This is a genomic window from Dyella thailandensis (assembly GCF_050749815.1).
GTDB lineage: Bacteria > Pseudomonadota > Gammaproteobacteria > Xanthomonadales > Rhodanobacteraceae > Dyella_A.
The window spans coordinates 1,235,485-1,252,505 of the sequence record NZ_CP192735.1 but is presented as its reverse complement, the minus strand read 5'-3'; the positions used below and the strand labels follow the sequence as shown (position 1 = coordinate 1,252,505).

Annotated in this window: 17 protein-coding genes; 7 read left to right on the top strand and 10 right to left on the bottom strand. The window is 69.1% G+C overall.

Translation table 11 applies throughout. The features are described from left to right. Window positions 1-12: 12 nt before the first annotated feature. Window positions 13-870: a DUF72 domain-containing protein gene (locus ACQVBX_RS05810; protein WP_431637069.1), complete on the bottom strand. Its 858-nt coding sequence runs from the start codon at window positions 868-870 to the stop codon at window positions 13-15. 168 nt (window positions 871-1,038) lie between these two features. On the opposite strand from ACQVBX_RS05810, the gene ACQVBX_RS05805 reads away from it, so the two are divergent. Then, window positions 1,039-1,968, top strand: a complete 930-nt coding sequence (locus ACQVBX_RS05805; protein ID WP_431637067.1) for an NAD(P)/FAD-dependent oxidoreductase — start codon at window positions 1,039-1,041, stop codon at window positions 1,966-1,968. 18 nt (window positions 1,969-1,986) lie between these two features. On the opposite strand, the gene ACQVBX_RS05800 is transcribed toward ACQVBX_RS05805, so the two are convergent. The 9 genes from ACQVBX_RS05800 to ACQVBX_RS05760 form a co-directional block, all read right to left on the bottom strand. After that, window positions 1,987-2,700 (bottom strand): YoaK family protein, encoded by a 714-nt coding sequence (locus ACQVBX_RS05800; protein ID WP_431637066.1) that lies wholly within the window; start codon window positions 2,698-2,700, stop codon window positions 1,987-1,989. A 13-nt stretch (window positions 2,701-2,713) separates the two neighbouring features. Beyond that, complete coding sequence (locus ACQVBX_RS05795; RefSeq protein WP_431637064.1) at window positions 2,714-4,159, bottom strand: alginate export family protein; 1,446 nt, start codon at window positions 4,157-4,159, stop codon at window positions 2,714-2,716. Continuing rightward, the gene (locus tag ACQVBX_RS05790) at window positions 4,147-4,569 is read right to left on the bottom strand and encodes a DoxX family protein (RefSeq protein ID WP_431637063.1); all 423 of its coding nucleotides are present in this window, start codon (window positions 4,567-4,569) and stop codon (window positions 4,147-4,149) included. Before ACQVBX_RS05790 ends, ACQVBX_RS05795 begins: the two co-directional genes overlap by 13 nt. Further along, window positions 4,566-5,465: a glyoxalase gene (locus ACQVBX_RS05785; RefSeq protein ID WP_431637061.1), complete on the bottom strand. Its 900-nt coding sequence runs from the start codon at window positions 5,463-5,465 to the stop codon at window positions 4,566-4,568. The genes ACQVBX_RS05790 and ACQVBX_RS05785 overlap by 4 nt, the downstream gene beginning before the upstream one ends. Window positions 5,466-5,488: 23 nt before the next feature. Beyond that, a complete protein-coding gene (locus ACQVBX_RS05780; RefSeq protein WP_431637060.1) occupies window positions 5,489-7,342 on the bottom strand; it encodes an amidohydrolase in 1,854 nt (617 codons plus the stop codon). Continuing rightward, window positions 7,342-7,599, bottom strand: coding sequence for a DUF1427 family protein (locus tag ACQVBX_RS05775; RefSeq protein ID WP_431637058.1), 258 nt, complete (start codon window positions 7,597-7,599; stop codon window positions 7,342-7,344). The genes ACQVBX_RS05780 and ACQVBX_RS05775 overlap by 1 nt, the downstream gene beginning before the upstream one ends. 64 nt (window positions 7,600-7,663) lie before the next feature. Beyond that, window positions 7,664-8,317: a hydrolase gene (locus tag ACQVBX_RS05770; protein WP_431637056.1), complete on the bottom strand. Its 654-nt coding sequence runs from the start codon at window positions 8,315-8,317 to the stop codon at window positions 7,664-7,666. A gap of 129 nt (window positions 8,318-8,446) precedes the next feature. Continuing rightward, a complete protein-coding gene (locus ACQVBX_RS05765) occupies window positions 8,447-8,893 on the bottom strand; it encodes a helix-turn-helix domain-containing protein (RefSeq protein ID WP_431637054.1) in 447 nt (148 codons plus the stop codon). A gap of 169 nt (window positions 8,894-9,062) precedes the next feature. Then, window positions 9,063-9,419 (bottom strand): hypothetical protein, encoded by a 357-nt coding sequence (locus ACQVBX_RS05760; RefSeq protein WP_431637052.1) that lies wholly within the window; start codon window positions 9,417-9,419, stop codon window positions 9,063-9,065. Window positions 9,420-9,566: 147 nt separating this feature from the next. Here ACQVBX_RS05760 and ACQVBX_RS05755 point away from each other — a divergent pair, with 147 nt between their 5' ends. The 6 genes from ACQVBX_RS05755 (at window position 9,567) to ACQVBX_RS05730 (ending at window position 16,842) form a co-directional block, all read left to right on the top strand. Next, window positions 9,567-12,662 carry a sensor histidine kinase gene (locus tag ACQVBX_RS05755; protein ID WP_431637051.1) on the top strand — a complete coding sequence of 1,032 codons (3,096 nt, stop codon included), beginning with the start codon at window positions 9,567-9,569 and terminating at the stop codon, window positions 12,660-12,662. Window positions 12,663-12,688: 26 nt separating this feature from the next. Continuing rightward, entirely contained in the window at window positions 12,689-13,291 is a 603-nt protein-coding gene (locus tag ACQVBX_RS05750) for a response regulator (protein WP_431638121.1), read from the top strand. Window positions 13,292-13,653: 362 nt separating this feature from the next. After that, window positions 13,654-14,478: an alpha/beta fold hydrolase gene (locus ACQVBX_RS05745; protein ID WP_431638120.1), complete on the top strand. Its 825-nt coding sequence runs from the start codon at window positions 13,654-13,656 to the stop codon at window positions 14,476-14,478. A gap of 110 nt (window positions 14,479-14,588) precedes the next feature. Further along, entirely contained in the window at window positions 14,589-15,107 is a 519-nt protein-coding gene (locus ACQVBX_RS05740) for a Dps family protein (RefSeq protein WP_431637049.1), read from the top strand. Window positions 15,108-15,269: 162 nt separating this feature from the next. Further along, entirely contained in the window at window positions 15,270-15,578 is a 309-nt protein-coding gene (locus tag ACQVBX_RS05735) for a GNAT family N-acetyltransferase (protein ID WP_431637047.1), read from the top strand. A gap of 64 nt (window positions 15,579-15,642) precedes the next feature. Next, entirely contained in the window at window positions 15,643-16,842 is a 1,200-nt protein-coding gene (locus tag ACQVBX_RS05730) for an MFS transporter (RefSeq protein ID WP_431637045.1), read from the top strand. Window positions 16,843-17,021 lie beyond the last annotated feature (179 nt).

Sequence of the window (17,021 nt, the reverse complement as noted above, 5' to 3'; positions counted from 1 at the left end):
GGCCGGGCGGCATCACCGGAGCAGGGCGATCAAGCGCTGCGCATCGAAAGGCGCACGCACCTTGGCGTCGTTGTCGAAGTACACGTAGACGTCGCGCTCTTTGCGCGTGATCGGCTCGGACGCGACGCACGGTGCGTTGGCCGGCTGTCCGCCGCCGGCCCAGCAGCGGATGCGCGCGGCCCATTCCTGCAGCGCCGGCTCGTCGTAGCCGCTGGCGTAGAGCTCGGTGTCGCCGTGCAGGCGCAGGTAGAGGAAATCGGCGGTGACATCGTGCATCGCCGGATAGCGTCCGGCGGTATCGGCCACCACCAGCGCCACGCCGTGGCGGCGCAGCTGCGCCACCAGCGCAGGATCGCTGAAGCTGGGATGGCGCACTTCCACTGCATGGCGCAGCGGCCGGTCGTGGGTCACCTCCAGGTGCGGTTCCGGCACCCGCTCGTCGTGGCGGCTGGCCCAGGCTGCGGCGGCCGTAGTGGTGCGCGGCAGCGACTGCAGGAAGTCTTCGAAGGCGTCCGGCTCCCAGCGGAAGGTGGCGGGGAACTGCCACAGCAGCGGCCCCAGCTTGTGTTCCAGCGCCAACGGCCCGGAGGCGAGAAAGTTGGCGAACGGGCGGTCGATCTGGCGCAGCCGCTTGATGTGGGTGAGGAAGCGCGGCGCCTTCACCGCAAAGACGAAATCGTCGGGGGTGTCCGCGTACCACTGGCGGTAGGCGCGCGGTGTCTGCAGTGAATAGAACGAGCCGTTGAGCTCGATCGTGGAGAACCGCGCCGCGGCGTAGGCGAGCTCGGAACGCTGGCGCAGCGTGGGCGGGTAGAACGGCCCGCGCCAGCCCTTGTATCGCCACCCGGAGATGCCGATGCGTACGCTCATGTCTCGTGCTCCTGATCCCTTGGCCGGCGACGTCCCGGCGAGCAAGGTGCATGCGTGCGCGTCCAGGCCGCGTGTGCGCTGCATCCAGGCGTTTGCACAACCTGCACGCCGCATCGATGGCCGGGCGGGGACAGTGCAGGGTCATCCGCATGCGCAGGAGCATGGCCAATGGCTTCCACTGTCCCTGGCGACCTCACCGGCGCGCTGGATTGCGTAGTGGTCGGCGCCGGCCCCGCCGGTCTCACCGCGGCGACCTACCTGGCGCGCTACCGGCGCCGCGTCGTGGTGCTGGATGCCGGCGCAAGCCGGGCGCGGCTGATCCCCGCCAGCCACAACTGCCCCGGCTTTCCGCTGGGCGTGGCCGGCAACCGCCTGCTCGAGCGCTATCGCGCCCACGCGGTGCGCTACGGCGTGGACATCTGCGCCGGCCGCGTAGGCGCGGTGCGCCGAACCGACGACGGTTTCACTGTGCAGATGGAGCAGGGCGACGTACCGGCATGGACCGCCGCCAACGTGGTGCTGGCCACCGGCGTGGTCGACCGCCTGCCGGCGATGGAGGGCCGCGACGAGGCGATCGCCCACGGCGTGCTGCGGCTATGCGCGGTGTGCGACGCCTACGAGGCGCTCGATCAGCACATCGCCGTGCTGGGCGACGATCTCGACGCCGCGCTGGCGCACGCGCGGTTCCTGCGCACGTTCTCCCGCCGCGTCTCGGTGATCGTCGGGCAGGGCACGGCGCCGGACGGAAGCGGGCGCCGCGTCAGCAACGACGGCATCGGCATCCACCTTGGGCCGTCGCGGCTCGCACTGGTGCAGGGCAAGTGCCAGGTGCGCTTCGCCGACGGCAGCGTCGAACACTACGACACGCTCTACCCGGTGCTCGGCGCGGACCCGCAGACGCAACTGGTGCGTACGCTGGCACCGGGTACCGATGCCCACGGCGCGCTGCAGGTGGATCGCCACATGCAGACCGACATCGACGGCCTGTACGCCATCGGCGACCTGGTGAGCGGGCTCAACCAGATCAGCGTCGCGGTGGGTCATGCTGCGGTCGCAGCGACCGCCATCCACCGGTCGCTGCCGCAGCACTTGGCGTGAGAGCGGATGCCGCGCGCATCACGTGGCGGCGATGGGCTCACGCGGCGCGTCGTGCGCCAGCGCCAGCGTCGCCAGCAGCACGCTGGCGCCGGCCAACACCAGCGGCGGCGCCAGGCCCCAGGCCGTCAGCATCACGGCGCCCAGCATCGCGCCGAGCAGGATCGCCAGCACCGCGGTGATGCGGCGGGCGAGGTTCGGATTGCTGCCGCCGCCCAGGCGTGAGTCCGAGGCGATGCCGGTAATCGTCAGCGTCAGCACGGTGGTGGTGAGGTCGGCCACCTTGAGCTGGCGGGCGGTGGCATTGCGCGAGCCCATGGCCGCCGCCGAGAGCGCGATCACCGCGTAGGCGTTCCACGGGATCTCCACCGCACCGGGCGACACCGGTGCCATGCCGATGGCGACCGCCGCGGACAGCCATAGCAGCCCCGCTTCCACCAGCGCCGCGCGCACCAGCCAGCGTCGACGGCTGACGGTCGCGTACGCCTTGCTGATGCGTCCGGCCAGCACCGCACCGATCGCGAAGCAGACGAGGCCGGTGACGTAGAGCGTCCAGTCGAACCCGGGCACGCCCGCCGCGGCGAAGCCGAGGAAGACCACGTTGCCGGTCATGTTGGCGGTGAACACCTTGCCCAGCCCGAGCACGCTCACCGCATCGACCACGCCGGTGGTGGCCGAGAGCAGGATCATCAGGACCACCAGCGGGTCGCGCGAGATCAATCGCCAGGAGGACATGGGCAGACTCCCTCTAGAAACGGAAATTGGTTTCCAGCCCGAGCATGCCGATGCGTCGGGCCGGGCCGGTCTGGCGAATGAAGGCGCCAGGACGGAATTCGGACACGGAAGCGGCCAGGGTCAGCTCCGCGCTGGCCTGCCATTCGATGCTGAGCTCGGTCTCGCAGCCGACCCAGCGGGCACCGCTGCCGTTGCCCGCGCGCAGCAGGTGCCCCGGCATGTCGTAGATGCCATCACCGCGGCTCTGGCGCCAGTACAGCGTGGTGAGCAGGCCGAGCTGCAGTCGCGGCAGCAACGTGAAAGTTATGCCCGGCTGCAGGTTCACGATGTTGTACGGGCCAATCGGCGACAACTCGCCGAAATACTTGCCCTTGGGGAACAGCGCATTGAAGGTGCCCAGGCGATGGTCGTGGGGCGAGCGGTCACCGCTGGCGACGTCGGCGCGCACGGTGATTTCCGGAGCGAACGCGACCGTGGCGAGGCTGCGCCCGAACTCGGTGGCCAGCGACCACGCGCGGATCGGTAGGTCGGCAAAACGACCGCCCTGCAACATGCCCTCGAGGTTCCAGTGCCAGCCATCGGTGGCCCCGAACAGCCGGCTGCCGAGCGTGTGGCGTTGCTCTCGCCCCTGACCCTGCTCGAACGCGGCGTGGTCGTTGCGATAGCCCAGGTAGTAGAGATCGAGCCCGCCCGCAGCGAAGGCACGCGTGGTGTAGAGGCCCCACAGCGCGCGGGTGGGCGAGTGGCGGTCGTCGAACTCATGCGGCCCCGGTTCCACCGGCCGCACGTAGAACACGTTGGCGGTGAGTGCGCCGCGGTGCACGATCGCCCGGCCGCCGTCGAACGCCAGCAGCACGTTGGGCCCGTAGCGCGTGCCGATCAGCCGTTCGCTGCCGAAGCTCAGCAACTCGCGCCCGGCACGCAGGCGCAGGCTGGTATCGGCGTCGAGCTGGAACAGCGTATCGGCGAAACCCTGCAGCAGGTCGGCGCCAGTGCGATCGATCGGCCCGGCCGACGGCTTCACGCCGGAGGCGTAGGCGAGGATCGGCTGCACGAACACGCGCGCCGAGCCGACGTGCGCGTCGACGTAGGGCAGGGCGCGCTTCCACACGTAACCCTCGTCGGGCGCGCTGCCCCAGACGTTGCCGCGATAGCGCTCGTAGCGAACGCGCAGTTCGACACCGGTGGTCAGATAAACACCCGGCGCGGTGCCCAGCGGCAGGTACTTGAACGCTTCGGTCCAGTGCCCGCTGCGCCTGGCCGGATCGGCCAGCAACGACCAGTCTTCGTTGTAGCGCTCGGTGGTGAGCACCGGCGCATGCCACGGCGCATAGCCTGCTGGCGTCGCGGCGCTGCCGCTGTCGGCGGTAGTCGCCTGGCGCGCGACCGTCATGGCCGGCAGGCAGGCGATGGCCGTCCCCAGTGCGGGAACGGCCAGGCGGCGTATCAGTCCGCGCATGAGCGGTGCACCAGCACCGCCAGCGCGGCGAAGCCGCCGATGATCGCCACGTGCTCGAAACAGGTGTTCATCTGTGCGATGCGCTCGGCGCCCTGCAGGGTCCAGAACGCGTGCGCCACCAGCGTGGCGCACGCGGTGAACACTGCGAGCATGCCCGCGCCCAGCCAGCAAAGCCGCCGCGTGAACAGCAGCACGCAGCCGATCGCCTGAGTGGCGATGGTGGCGGCGGCGATCGGCGCCGGATGGCCGAAGCCCAGCGCCATCGATTCGGCGACCGCGCCCGGCCAGTTGCCCAGCTTGGCGATCACGCTGGCCGCGAACGGCAGCGCCAGCGCCGCGCGGATCGCCCAGGCGATCCACGCCGAGCGCACCACGGCCCGCACGAAACCGGGCACCCGTGCAGCACTCACGGCGCGACCTGCTGATGCACTTCGGCGATGTAACCGCCCGGGAACTGCAGCAGTGCCGCCTTACGGCCCCCAGCCACGTACGGACCATCGAGCACGGTGCTGCCGGCGGCCTTCGCCTTGGCCAGCGTCGCGGCCAGATCCTTCACTTCGTAGCCGGTCATGTCGTGGCCGTAGGGCCAGGGCAGCTTGCCGTCGGTGACCAGCACCACCAGCTTGCCGTAGCCCGATGCGATGCGGACGCGGCGATAGGTGGTGCCCGGCTTGCCGACCTCCACGCCCGGTGCCGCGCGATCGTCGGACACCACCTTGCCGTGGGCGTAGCCGACCCAGTCGCCGATGAAGGCGTCGGCGGCATCGGCAGTGAGATAGACGCGGTTCTCCGGCACCGTAGCCAGCGCGGGGTAGTGCGGGGTCTGCGTGTGCCAGTACAGCTGCATGTTCACGCCGCCCGGCCACTGGATCAGCGTGTCGCGGCCGATCGGATCGGGGAAGGTTTCCACCAGCCGAGTGGCGCCATGCTTCACCGCCGAGGCCACCGCCGCATCCATGTCAGTGACCAGGTACCCAGTGCGCTCGACGCCGAACGGATACGGCACCGGCGTCTTGAAGCCGAACACCGAGATCGTGCCCGCCGGGGTCAGCACCAGTTGCGACATCGTCTTGCTCGGCGTGGGCGTCACTTGGAACACGCCCTGCTTGCTGGTGCTGCCGCCGAAGGTGGCGACGAAGCTCGCCACGAAGCGGTCGAAGTCCGCCGGCGCCACATAGACGTGGGTGGTGTCGTACTGCGCACCGACCGCGTAACCGGGACTCGCCGGCGCGTCAGCTCGTGCCGTCGGCGCAGTGCCCAGGCCGAGCAGGCCAACGGCGAGAAGGAAGGAGGGGAGACGAAGCATCGCGGAATCCTTGCGTGGGGGAGTCAGATGGCCCAGCAGCTGCAGCCGAACACGCCCCAGAAACCGCGGGCGTCGCCGGCCGGCACGTTGGCCTGCAGGGGTGTGAGGTGGGCATGGCCATGCACGCCGCAGGCGCTGTCGCATGCGCAGGCGGGAGCGCGCTGGCGCAGCTGTGCATCGGGTGTGCGCCAGTAGCCGCCGAAGGTAGCCACCGGCGACCAGTCCGGCATCGGCTTCGGCAGAGCGGGCGCCAGCGGGGTGTAGTCGCCCTCGCCGTGCACTACCTTGCCGCCGAGCACGGTCAGTACCGAGCGCAGGTGCGCGATGTCGCTCTCCGGCACGGCGAAGTAGTCGTCTGATAACAGCGCGAGGTCCGCGAGCTGGCCGACCTTGATCTGGCCCTTCTTGCCCTGCTCGGAGGAGAACCAGGTGTTCGCTTCGGTCCACAGGCGCAGTGCGGTCTCGCGATCGAGCCGATTGCGCTGCGGATACAGCGCGAGCCCGCCGACGGTCTTCGAGGTCACCAGCCACGACAGCGACACCCATGGGTTGTAGCTGGCCACGCGGGTGGCGTCGGTGCCGGCACCGACCGGCACACCGCTCTCCAGCATGCGCTTGACCGGCGGCGTCGCCTCGGCCGCCTGGGCACCGTAGCGCTCGACGAAGTACTCGCCCTGGTAGGCCATGCGATGCTGCACGGCGATACCGCCGCCCAGCGCGGCAATGCGGTCGATGCTGCGTTCGGAGATCGTCTCGGCGTGATCGAAGAACCAGTGGAGGCCCTTGAGCGGGATGTCGCGGTTCACCTTCTCGAACACGTCCAGCGCGCGGCTGATCGTCTCGTCGTAGGTGGCGTGCATGCGCCACGGCCAGCGCTTCTCGGCGAGCAGGCGGATCACCGGTTCCAGGTCAGCCTCCATGTTCGCCGGCATCTCCGGCCGCGGCGCGCGGAAGTCCTCGAAGTCCGCTGCCGAGTACACCAGCATCTCGCCGGCGCCGTTGGCGCGGTAGGTGTCGTCGCCCTGGCCGGGGCTGACCGTGTGGGCCCAGCCACGGAAGTCGGCCAGCTCGTCCTTCGGTTTCTGGGTGAACAGGTTGTAGGCGATGCGCAGGGTCAGCTCGCCGTCGCGATGCAGCTGCTCGATCACCTGGTAGTCGTCGGGGTAGTTCTGCGCGCCGCCGCCGGCGTCGATCACGCTGGTCACGCCCAGGCCGTTGAGCTCGCGCATGAAGTGTCGGGTGGAATTGCGCTGGTAGTCCGGCGGCAGCTTGGGCCCTTTCGCCAGCGTGGCGTAGAGGATGGTGGCATTGGGTTGCGCCAGCAGCAGACCGGTGGGGTGGCCTTGCGCGTCGCGCACGATCTCGCCGCCGGGCGGGTTGGGCGTGTCGCGCGTGTAGCCCACGGCGCGCAGCGCGGCGGCGTTGAGCAAAGCGCGGTCATACAGATGCAGGATGAACACCGGCGTGTCCGGCGCCACCGCGTTGAGCTCGTCGATGGTCGGCAGACGCTTCTCGGCGAACTGCTGCTCGGTGAAGCCGCCGACCACGCGCACCCACTGCGGCGGCGGCGTGTTCTGCACCTGCTGGCGCAGCATCGTCATCGCGTCGGCCAGCGTCGGCACGCCGTCCCAACGCAGCTCCATGTTGTAGTTGAGGCCGCCGCGGATGACGTGGATGTGGCTGTCGATCAGGCCGGGGATCAGGCGGCGTCCGCCCGCGTCGATCACCGTGGCCTGGGGCACGGCCGCGCGCACCTCGCGTTCGGAACCCACGGCGAGAAAGCGGCCATCGCGGATGGCCACCGCCTCGGCCTGCGGCTTGGCGCGGTCCAGGGTGGTCACCCGCGCGTTGACGATGAGCAGGTCGGTGGTGGCCATCACGACAGATCCTTCGGTTCCTGCGGCGGTGCGGCGGGGCCGCGCAGAATCTCCCGTGTGCATTCGTGCCGGATGAAGCTGGCCACCGGTTCGCCGCGGAACAGCCGCGCGGCGACAGGAACGATCTGCTCGCCGATCAGGATGCCGAGCAGGCCGATCAGGGCGATGGTGGGCGGCGCCGGTGACTTCACGCGGAGCAGGGCATAGATCACGCCGACGAGCACGCCGGCTGCGAGGGACAACAGATAGGGTTTCATGGGCCTCTCCGGGTGACGAGCGAACGACGCGGCCGCTGCAGCGACCGCGCCGGCGAGCAAGCGCTCAATGACCTTCGGCGGCGCCGAACATCGCTTTGGCGTAGGTCACGCCCAGGCCGTAGCCACCGCCGTTGACCTTGGCGATACCGGTGGTCAGCTCGTAGGTATCGGTGCGCGCCCAGTCGCGCTGCAGCTCCAGCAGGTACTGCAGGCTGGTCATCGGCCGCGCGCCGGCCTGCACCATGCGCTGCATGGCGCGCTCGTGCGCCTCGTCGGAAACGTCGCCGCTGGCGTCGGCGATCACGTACACCTCGAAGCCCTGGTCCAGCGCCGACAGCGCCGGACCGACGATGCACACGCTGGTCCATAGGCCGGCGAGCACGATGCGCGACTTGCCGATGGCGTTGACGCGTTCGGCGATGCGCGGGTCTTCCCAGGTGTTCATGCTAGTGCGGTCGATCGCTGCCACGCCGGGGAACGCCTCGCTGATCTCGTGGAAGATCGGGCCGGAAAAGCTCTTCTCCGCCACCGTGGTGAGAATCGTCGACACGCCGAAACCGGCCGCCGACTTCGCCACCAGCGCGGCGTTGTTGCGCAGCAGGACCGGGTCGATCGACTTGGTTGCAAACGCCATCTGCGACTGGTGGTCGATCAGGATCAGCGTGTGGTCGCCCGGGTTGAGCAGGGTCTTGCCGGGAACGGGAGTGGCCTTGGCCATGACGATTTCTCCAGGGAGTGGTGAGAGACGGGGCACGCCGTGCGCCTGCCGATCAGTGGGTGAAGCAGGGGAACGGGCCACCGCGCGCGGCGATGGCATCGACGCGCGCGATGCAAGGCACGGTCGCGCTCATGCCGAGCGCCGGTGGGTGTTGCGCGCGGCGACGTATTGCCGGGGCGAGCAGCCGGCGACGCGGCGGAACGAGCGGGTGAAGTGACTCTGGTCGGCGAAGCCCAGCAGCGCGGCGACGTAGGCGATGGAGTGGCAGCCGGCAAGGAGAAGCTGCTTGGCGAGATCGACCTTGGCCGCGAGCACGTACTCCATCGGGCTCTGGCCGAAGCTCAGGCGAAACATGCGGGCGAAGTGGAAGCGGCTCATGCAGGCGACGGAGGCCAGCTCGGACAACGTGATGCGATCGGCCAGGTGCTGCTCGATGAAGCGCATCACCCGGCTGCGTGCGGTGAGGGTCAACCCATGCTCGCCGGCGCGGTGCGGCGCAGGGGGCACGGGCCAGGACACATCGCGCAGCTCGCTCCAGGCGACGGAAGGCAGCACATCGGGATCGAAAGAGGACATGGTTCGCTTCCTTTTCTGGTGATCGCGCGATGGCAGGTGGTGCAGCCAGGGCGTGAGTCGTGGGGCGAAGGGAAGCTTGGGTGTGGCGGTGGTCATGCAACAGCCCCGATCTCGTAGCCGTTACACCACTCGATCGAGTGATGCCGCTTGTCATGTGCATGACACACAACTAACCGCGAGGCTTGCGCGGAAGCACGCGGTGCCGGCCGTAGATGCGCGCGTCCAGCGAGTAAGCGCCGGGCCCGATGAGCATGAGGGCGCCGGCCATCAGCAGCACCAGCACGCTCTGCTCCCAGCGATCGGCCCCCTCGCTCAGCAGCGTCACCGCGGCGATGGCTACGGCGACAAGGCTCACGAGCGGTGTGAGGACGCCCAGCAGCAGGGCGCCGCAGGCGAGTACCAGCGCCGGCATCCACCACGCCAGTGAGGTCAACAACGATGCCGAGGGCACCGCACCGGCCAGCGCCAGGGCCAGACCGCAACGCAGCAGCGCAAGCCCGAGGCCTGCGCCTCCGGCAGGAAACATGGAGTAAAGGCGTTGCACGGGTGCAAGGCTAGTTTTCGCCTCGCCCGCGTGAATCACTCCGCGGAGTGAAGTGCGCATCCCCCAAACCGGGGAGGCGGAGTTTTGCCGATGCCCTTACACCGTAGGTTTGGCGCGGCGGGACCCGGCATGCTTCACCTAGTACATCAGCTGGCGCGAGCGCAGGCGCGTCGGCTGCGCCTGCTTGCGACATGGCTGCTGGTGTTTGCGCTGGGCGTGCCGGGCCATGCCCGGGCCGACACGGCGCATTCGCTGCAACTGTCGTCGTGGTCGATGCAGCGCGGGGCACCGGCGGACATCTGGGCGATTGCCCAGGGTGCCGACGGATTTCTGTGGCTGGGTACCGGCACCGGGCTGTACCGCTTCGACGGCGTGACCTTCGATTCGGTCGTACCGCCGCGCAATCGCGCCTTTGCGTCGAGCAACATCACCGCCTTGAAGATGCTCGCCGACCGCACGCTGTGGATCGGGTTCTACAACGGCGGCGTGGCCGCGATGCGCGATGGTGTGGTGCGCCGCTTCGGCCCGGAAGAGGGTTTCCCAGCCGGCATGGTGCAGGCGTTCGCTGTGCGCGCTGACGGCAGCATCTGGGCCGCCACCAGCGGCGGCCTGGCGCGTTTCGACGGCCAGCGTTGGAAGGTAGTGGGGCGCGAGATGGGTTACCCCACGCGCCAGGCGTCGTGGATTCTCGCCGGCCGGGACGGTGCGTTGTGGGTGACCAGCGGAACGCAACTGCTGGTCCTGCCCCGCGGTGGCACACAGTTCCAGCAGACGGGTATCGCGGTGGGGCGCTCGGCCGTGCTGGCACAGGCGCCGGACGGCACGGTGTGGCTCTCCGATGCACTGCATGGCACGCGTGCTTTGCCCGGTCTCGATGCCACGCACATGTGTGCCGTCGATCAGGCATCGCTGCCCGCTACCGGTTTCGCTGCGGCCAAGCGACTGTTGTTCGACCGGCACGGCCAGCTGTGGGGGACTGATGCTCGCGAAGGGGGCGTCTACCGGGTGCGCGAGCCCGCACGAATCGCCGGCGGCCGCCCGCTGCAGCAAGCGGACATCGCGCGCCGCTATCGCCAGGGCGACGGGCTGACCTCGGACATCGCCATCCCGCTGTTCGAAGACCGCGAAGGCAACGTCTGGGCGGGCACCAACCTCGGACTGAACAGCTTTCGCCCCAGCAACGTGGTGTCGATGGAAGGGGTCGGGCTCACCCCGGTGGCACATTACGCCCTTTCGGTCTCTTCGGCGGGCGAGGTGTGGCTCGGCTATGGCGGCGTGCTGTATCGGATCGAGCACGGTGAGCCGGTGGCGATGCTGCGCGGGCTGCCGGACCCGGGCGCGATGGTCGCCACGCCAAACGGGGATCTGTGGTTCATGGCCGGTGACGGCCTGCAGCGGATACGCGATGGCCGGCTCGAGCCCATGGCGCTTCCGCAGGGCATGGACGTGTGGAGCATCGAGTCCATGACCGGCGACCGCAACGGTGCGCTGTGGGTGAGCTTTTCACGGCACGGCATCTACCACTACGCCTCGGGCGCCTGGACCGCCTGGCATCCCGGCAAAGCTGGCGTATCCGGCGCGCCGGTGGCGCTGGCCGTGGGACAGGACGGCAGCCTGCTGGCGGGCTACACGGGCAGCACGCTGCTGGTGGCAAGGGGCGAGCAAGTGAAGCGCTTCAGCGCGACCGAGGGTCTGGACGTGGGCGCGGTCACCGCGATCACCGCCGCAGCGGACGAGGTGCTGATCGGTGGCGACACCGGCCTGGCGCGCCTTCGCGACGGACGCATCGCCACGCTCTCCCAGGATCGCGTGGGCGCACTGCGCGGCATCTCGGGCATCGTGCGCGCACCCGATGGGCAACTGTGGATCAACACCAGTGCGGGCATCGTGCGCATCGCCGACGAGGAGCTCGATCGCGCTTTCAATGATCCGCAGCATCGCGTGGAATACCGCCTGTTCGACAGCCAGGATGGCCTCAAGGGTGTCGCGCTGCAGGCCAGCGTGTCATCCACGGCGGGCCGCGACGCCGATGGCCGACTGTGGTTTGCTACCAACCAGGGCGTGTCGAGCATCGATCCGCCGCGCATCCATCACAACCGTCTCGCGCCGCCGGTGATCATCCGTGGGCTGGTCGCCAGCGGGCGGGACTATCCGGCCACCGGCGAGATCCGTCTGCCGAAGCAGACCGGCAACCTGCGCATCCGCTACACCGCCACCAGCCTCAGCGTGCCCGAGCGCGTGCGCTTCCGGTATCGGCTCGAGGGCGTGGACGAGCAGTGGCAGGACGCGGGCAACCGGCGCGAAGCGTTCTACACCAACCTCGCGCCCGGCCATTACCGCTTCCAGGTGATCGCCTCCAACGACGATGGCGTGTGGAACCGCGAGGGCGCCAGCGTGACGTTCTTCATCCCGCCGCTGTTCTATCAGACGCGCTGGTTCCTGGGCCTGAGCATCCTGGTGGGGCTGGCCGCGATCTTCGGGATGTGTCTGCTGCGGCTGCGCCAGGCAGCGATTCGCGTGCACCTGCGCCTGGAGGAGCGCCACGCCGAGCGCGAGCGCATTGCGCGGGAGCTGCACGACACCTTGCTGCAGGCAACGCAGGGATTGGTGTTGCGATTCCAGGCGGTGGCCGAGCGCATTCCGCCGGGCGATCCGGTGCGGGCAATGATCGACCGCACGCTCGACCGCGCCGACGACGTGCTGGTGGAGGGAAGGGACCGCGTCAAGGGCCTGCGCGCCTCCGCCGACATCGTGCGCGACCTGCCCGGCGCGTTCGCCACGCTGGGCGAGGAATTGCTCGGCGGCGATCCGCAGCGCTTCGGCGTCATCGTGGAAGGCATGGTGCGCACGCTCGACCCGATGGTGCGCGAGGAGCTGTACCGGATCGGCTACGAGGCCACCGTCAACGCGGTGCAACATGCGCAGGCCGAGCGCATCGAGGTGGAGCTAGACTACGGCCTCGACGAGCTGCGGCTGCGCGTGCGCGACAACGGCAAGGGCATCGACGAGACGGTGCTCGAGGCGGGCGGCAAGCCCGGCCACTGGGGCCTGGCGGGCATGCGCGAACGCGCCGAGCGCGTCGGCGCCTCGTTCGACATCTGGAGTGGTGCCGACACCGGTACCGAGGTCGACATCCGGCTGCCCGCCGCCATCGCCTACGGCGGCAGGCAGCCGTCGTGGATGACCCGGCTGCGCCAGCTCGTCAGTGGAGGAAGGTACGCGTGAACGCCCTGCATCTACCGATCCGCCTGATGGTGGTCGACGACCATCCGATGCTCCGCGAAGGCATCGCGGCCGTCATCGAGGGCCGCGAGGACATGCAACTGGTCGCCGAGGCCTGCGACGGTTACGAAGCGGTGGAGCAGTACCGCGCCCACCGTCCGGACATCGTGCTGATGGATCTGCAGATGCCGCGCATGAGCGGCATCGAAGCGATCACCATCATCCGGCGCGAGTTTTCCGACGCGCGAATTCTCGTGCTCACCACCTACAAGGGCGACGCGCGGGCAGTGCAGGCGCTGAAGGCGGGGGCGCAGGGCTACATGCTCAAGAGCGCCTTGCGCAAGGAACTCACCGACACCATCCGGCAGCTCGGCGAGGGCCGCCGCTGCATTCCGCCGGAAGTAGCCAGCGAGATCGCCACCTACGCCCTGGATGATGCGCTGACCGTGCGCGAGGTCGCCGTGCTCGGCTGCGTGGCGAGCGGCAACTCGAACAAGGTCGTCGCGGGGCTGCTGGCGATCTCCGAGGAAACGGTCAAGGCGCACATGAAGAACATCCTGGCCAAGCTCGGCGCCAAGGACCGCACCCACGCCGTCACCATCGCGATCCGCCGCGGCATCATCAGCCCCTGACCACGCGAACGGTTCATCCGCGGCACATCGCTTCAATTGCGCACTTTCGTGCAAGTGCGCGGTAACGCGGCGGGGGTAACTTCAGCCGGCCAGCACAGGCATCGGGCAGCTGCCCATGCGATGTCCGTGCGTGCCCCGACCGCTGAACCCTCGACGTCGGGCCTCCCGCTTTCACCAGGAGCCAGGCCATGACCCAGCCACCGCAAGCCGAAGACATCGACGCTGCGCGTCGGCGCGTGCTGCTTGCCGGCGCCACCGTCGCGGCAGCCGGCGCCGCCTGGCCGCTGCTCGGTTCCGCCACCACCTCATCCGGGCACACGCCCGCTTCGCACGCTCATCCCCCCGCGCATGGAGAACACGCAATGTCATACATCACCACGAAGGACGGCACCCAGATCTATTACAAGGACTGGGGCACCGGTCAGCCGATCGTCTTCCACCATGGGTGGCCGCTGAGCGCCGACGACTGGGACGCGCAGATGCTGTTCTTCCTGTCGCACGGCTACCGCGTCATCGCGCACGACCGTCGCGGCCACGGTCGATCCACCCAGACCTCTGACGGCAACGAAATGGACACCTACGCGGCGGACGTAGCGGCGCTGGCCCAGCACCTGGATCTGAAGAACGCCGTGCACATCGGCCACTCCACCGGTGGCGGCGAAGTGGCCCGCTACGTGGCCAAGTACGGCAAGGGCCGCGTGGCCAAGGCGGTGCTGATTGGCGCGGTGCCGCCGATCATGCTCAAGACCGCCGCCTACCCGGGTGGCCTGCCGCTGGAAGTGTTCGATGGCTTCCGCCAGGCGCTCGCCGCCAACCGCGCGCAGTTCTTCCTGGACGTGCCCAGCGGCCCGTTCTACGGCTTCAACCGTCCGGGTGCGAAGGTCTCGGAGGGCTCGATCCGCAACTGGTGGCGCCAGGGCATGATGGGCGGCGCCAAGAACCACTACGAGTGCATCAAGGCGTTCTCCGAAACCGACTTCACCGAGGATCTCAAGGCGATCGACGTACCGGTGCTGGTGATGCACGGTGAGGACGACCAGATCGTGCCGATCGAGAACTCCGCCAAGCTCTCGGTGAAGCTGCTCAAGCACGGCACGCTGAAGACCTACCCGGGCTTCCCGCACGGCATGTGCACCACCCATCCGGAAGTGATCAACCCCGATCTGCTGGCCTTCATCAAGGCCTGATCGCGCCGCCTGCTGCCGGTCGAATCGCGACCGGCAGCGCATGCATCGAGCGCCCTGAATATCAGGGCGCTTTCGCTGCGAAGTCTGCGACCAACTCCGAGGGACGCGCCATGAAAAACCTGAAAGACGCCAAGAAGCGACGCACCAGTCCCATGCACACGCCTTCGAGCCTGGGCGAGAAGGCAGTGCGCGACATTTCCGGCGGGCTCAACGCGCTGCTGGCCGACGTGCTGGCGCTGTACATGAAAACCAAGAACTTCCACTGGCACATGTCCGGCCCGTACTTCCGCGACTACCACCTGCTGCTGGACGACCAGTCGATGCAGATCTTCGCGCTGGTCGACATCATCGCCGAGCGCGTGCGCAAGCTGGGCGGCACCACGCTGCGCTCCATCGGGCACGCAGCGCGGCTGCAGCGCATTGCCGACAACGACGCCGACTTCGTCACCCCGGCCGACATGCTGGCCGAGCTGCGCGAGGACAACCTGCGCCTGATCGACTCCATGCGCTCGACCCACGCCCTGTGCGACGAGTACAACGACGTGGCCAGCGCCAGCCTGCTGGAGAACTGGATCGACGAGGCCGAACAGCGCGTGTGGTTCCTGTTCGAATCGGGCCGCACCGGCTGATCCAGCCCGGCGCGGCGCCCGCTGTGCCATCGTCTCCGTGGCGCCGCGCGGCGGCGCCCCGAGCCCGTGAGGAAAACCGATGATCCGACCGTTCCACCTCCCCATGTTCCAGCGGTCCCGCTCGGCGACCATCTTCGCCATAGCTGCCACGCGGAGGCCGGCATGAGCGCCACGCCGGCCGTACACGACCACGTGGAAAAGCACCGCTTCGAGCTCGTCGAGGACGGGCAGGTGGCCTATGCCGCCTATGTCATGGAAGACGGCGTGCTGGTCTTCACCCATACGGTCGTGCCGGAGGCGATCGGCGGCCGCGGCCTGGCCACCGTGCTGGTCAAGGCAGGCCTGGGCGCCGCGCGTGAGCGCGGCTTGCAGGTAACGCCGCGTTGTCCGGTGTTCCGCGCCTACATGCAGCGTCATCCGGAAACGCACGACCTGCTGTCGGCGGAAGGGCGGTCACTGGTCGGCATCTGACGCAGCGATCGTCAGCCGCGCCACCGTGGCACGGGCACCATTTACGCAGGCAAGGGAACCAAGAGTGCAAGGCGCAACCACGAACCCCATCACCGCCAGCGCGGACGTCACCGAGGCGAGCCGCGGGCAGATCCTGCTGATGGCGCTCGCCGCCGGCGTGGCGGTGGCCAACATCTATTACAACCAGCCGATGCTCGGCGTCATGGAGCGCGACCTGCACAGCCGCACGGTCGGTCTGGTGCCCACTGCCACCCAGCTCGGCTATGCCGCCGGTTTGCTTTTGCTGGTGCCGCTGGGCGACATCCTGGAGCGTCGTCGTCTCATCGTGTGGCAGTTCATGCTGCTGGGCCTGGCGCTGGTCGCCGCCGCGCTGGCGCCGAGTGCGGCGGTGCTGGTGCTCGCTTCGCTGGCGGTGGGCGTGGCCGCCACGGCGGCGCAGCAGATCGTGCCACTGGCCGCGCACCTCGCCGCACCCGCGCGCCGTGGCGCCATCGTCGGTACGGTGATGTCCGGTTTGCTGTGCGGCATCCTGCTCAGTCGGCTGCTGGCCGGGCTGGTCGCCAGCCATGTCGGCTGGCGGCCGATGTTCTGGCTGGCTGCGCCGGTGGCGCTGCTGATGGGTGGCTGGATCGCCTGGCGCCTGCCGCGCAGTGAGCCGGAAGGATCGCTGCGCTATCCCCGCCTGCTCGCCACGCTGGCCGAGTTGTGGCGCGAGCTGCCCGAGCTGCGGCTGGCGGCGTTCACCCAGGCGCTGCTGTTTGCCGCGTTCACCGTGTTCTGGTCGGTTCTTGCGCTGTACCTGCAGCAGCCCCCGTTCGGGCTCGGCCCGCAGGCGGCGGGACTGTTCGGCCTGGTCGGCGTGGTTGGGGTGTTGGCGGCACCGCTGGCCGGGCGCATCGCCGACCGCCGCGGCCCGCATCGCGCGATTGCCGCCGGCGCCGCGCTGTGCGTGGTGGCGTGGCTGGTATTCGCGTTGTGGCGTTCGCTGGCCGGGCTGGTGGTGGGCGTGATCGTGCTCGACTTCGCCGTGCAGAGCGCGCTGGTGTCGCACCAGCACATTGTCTACGCGTTGCGCGCCGAGGCACGTGCGCGGATCAATACGATCTTCATGAGCATCATGTTTATCGGCGGCGCGGTGGGCTCGGCCGCGTCGACCGCCGCCTGGAACCTGGGCGGCTGGACCGCCGTGAGCGCGCTGGGCGCAGGCTTCGCGCTCGCCGCCGTCGCCACGCAGTGGAAGCGACTCGGCCGCGCCCGACGCTGAGCCCGGAGCAGGGCGCCCGGCCGCCCGCTTGCTGCTGACTCCAGCACACAGCACCTCTCGCCGCGCTGCGCGGGAGCGATCGCATGTTCCTGCGCTTTCGTGGACGTGCCGACACATGCCTTTGACCGGTGGATGACGCCCGGCGCTCCATCATCGCGCCACGTCATTCCTCTTCTGGC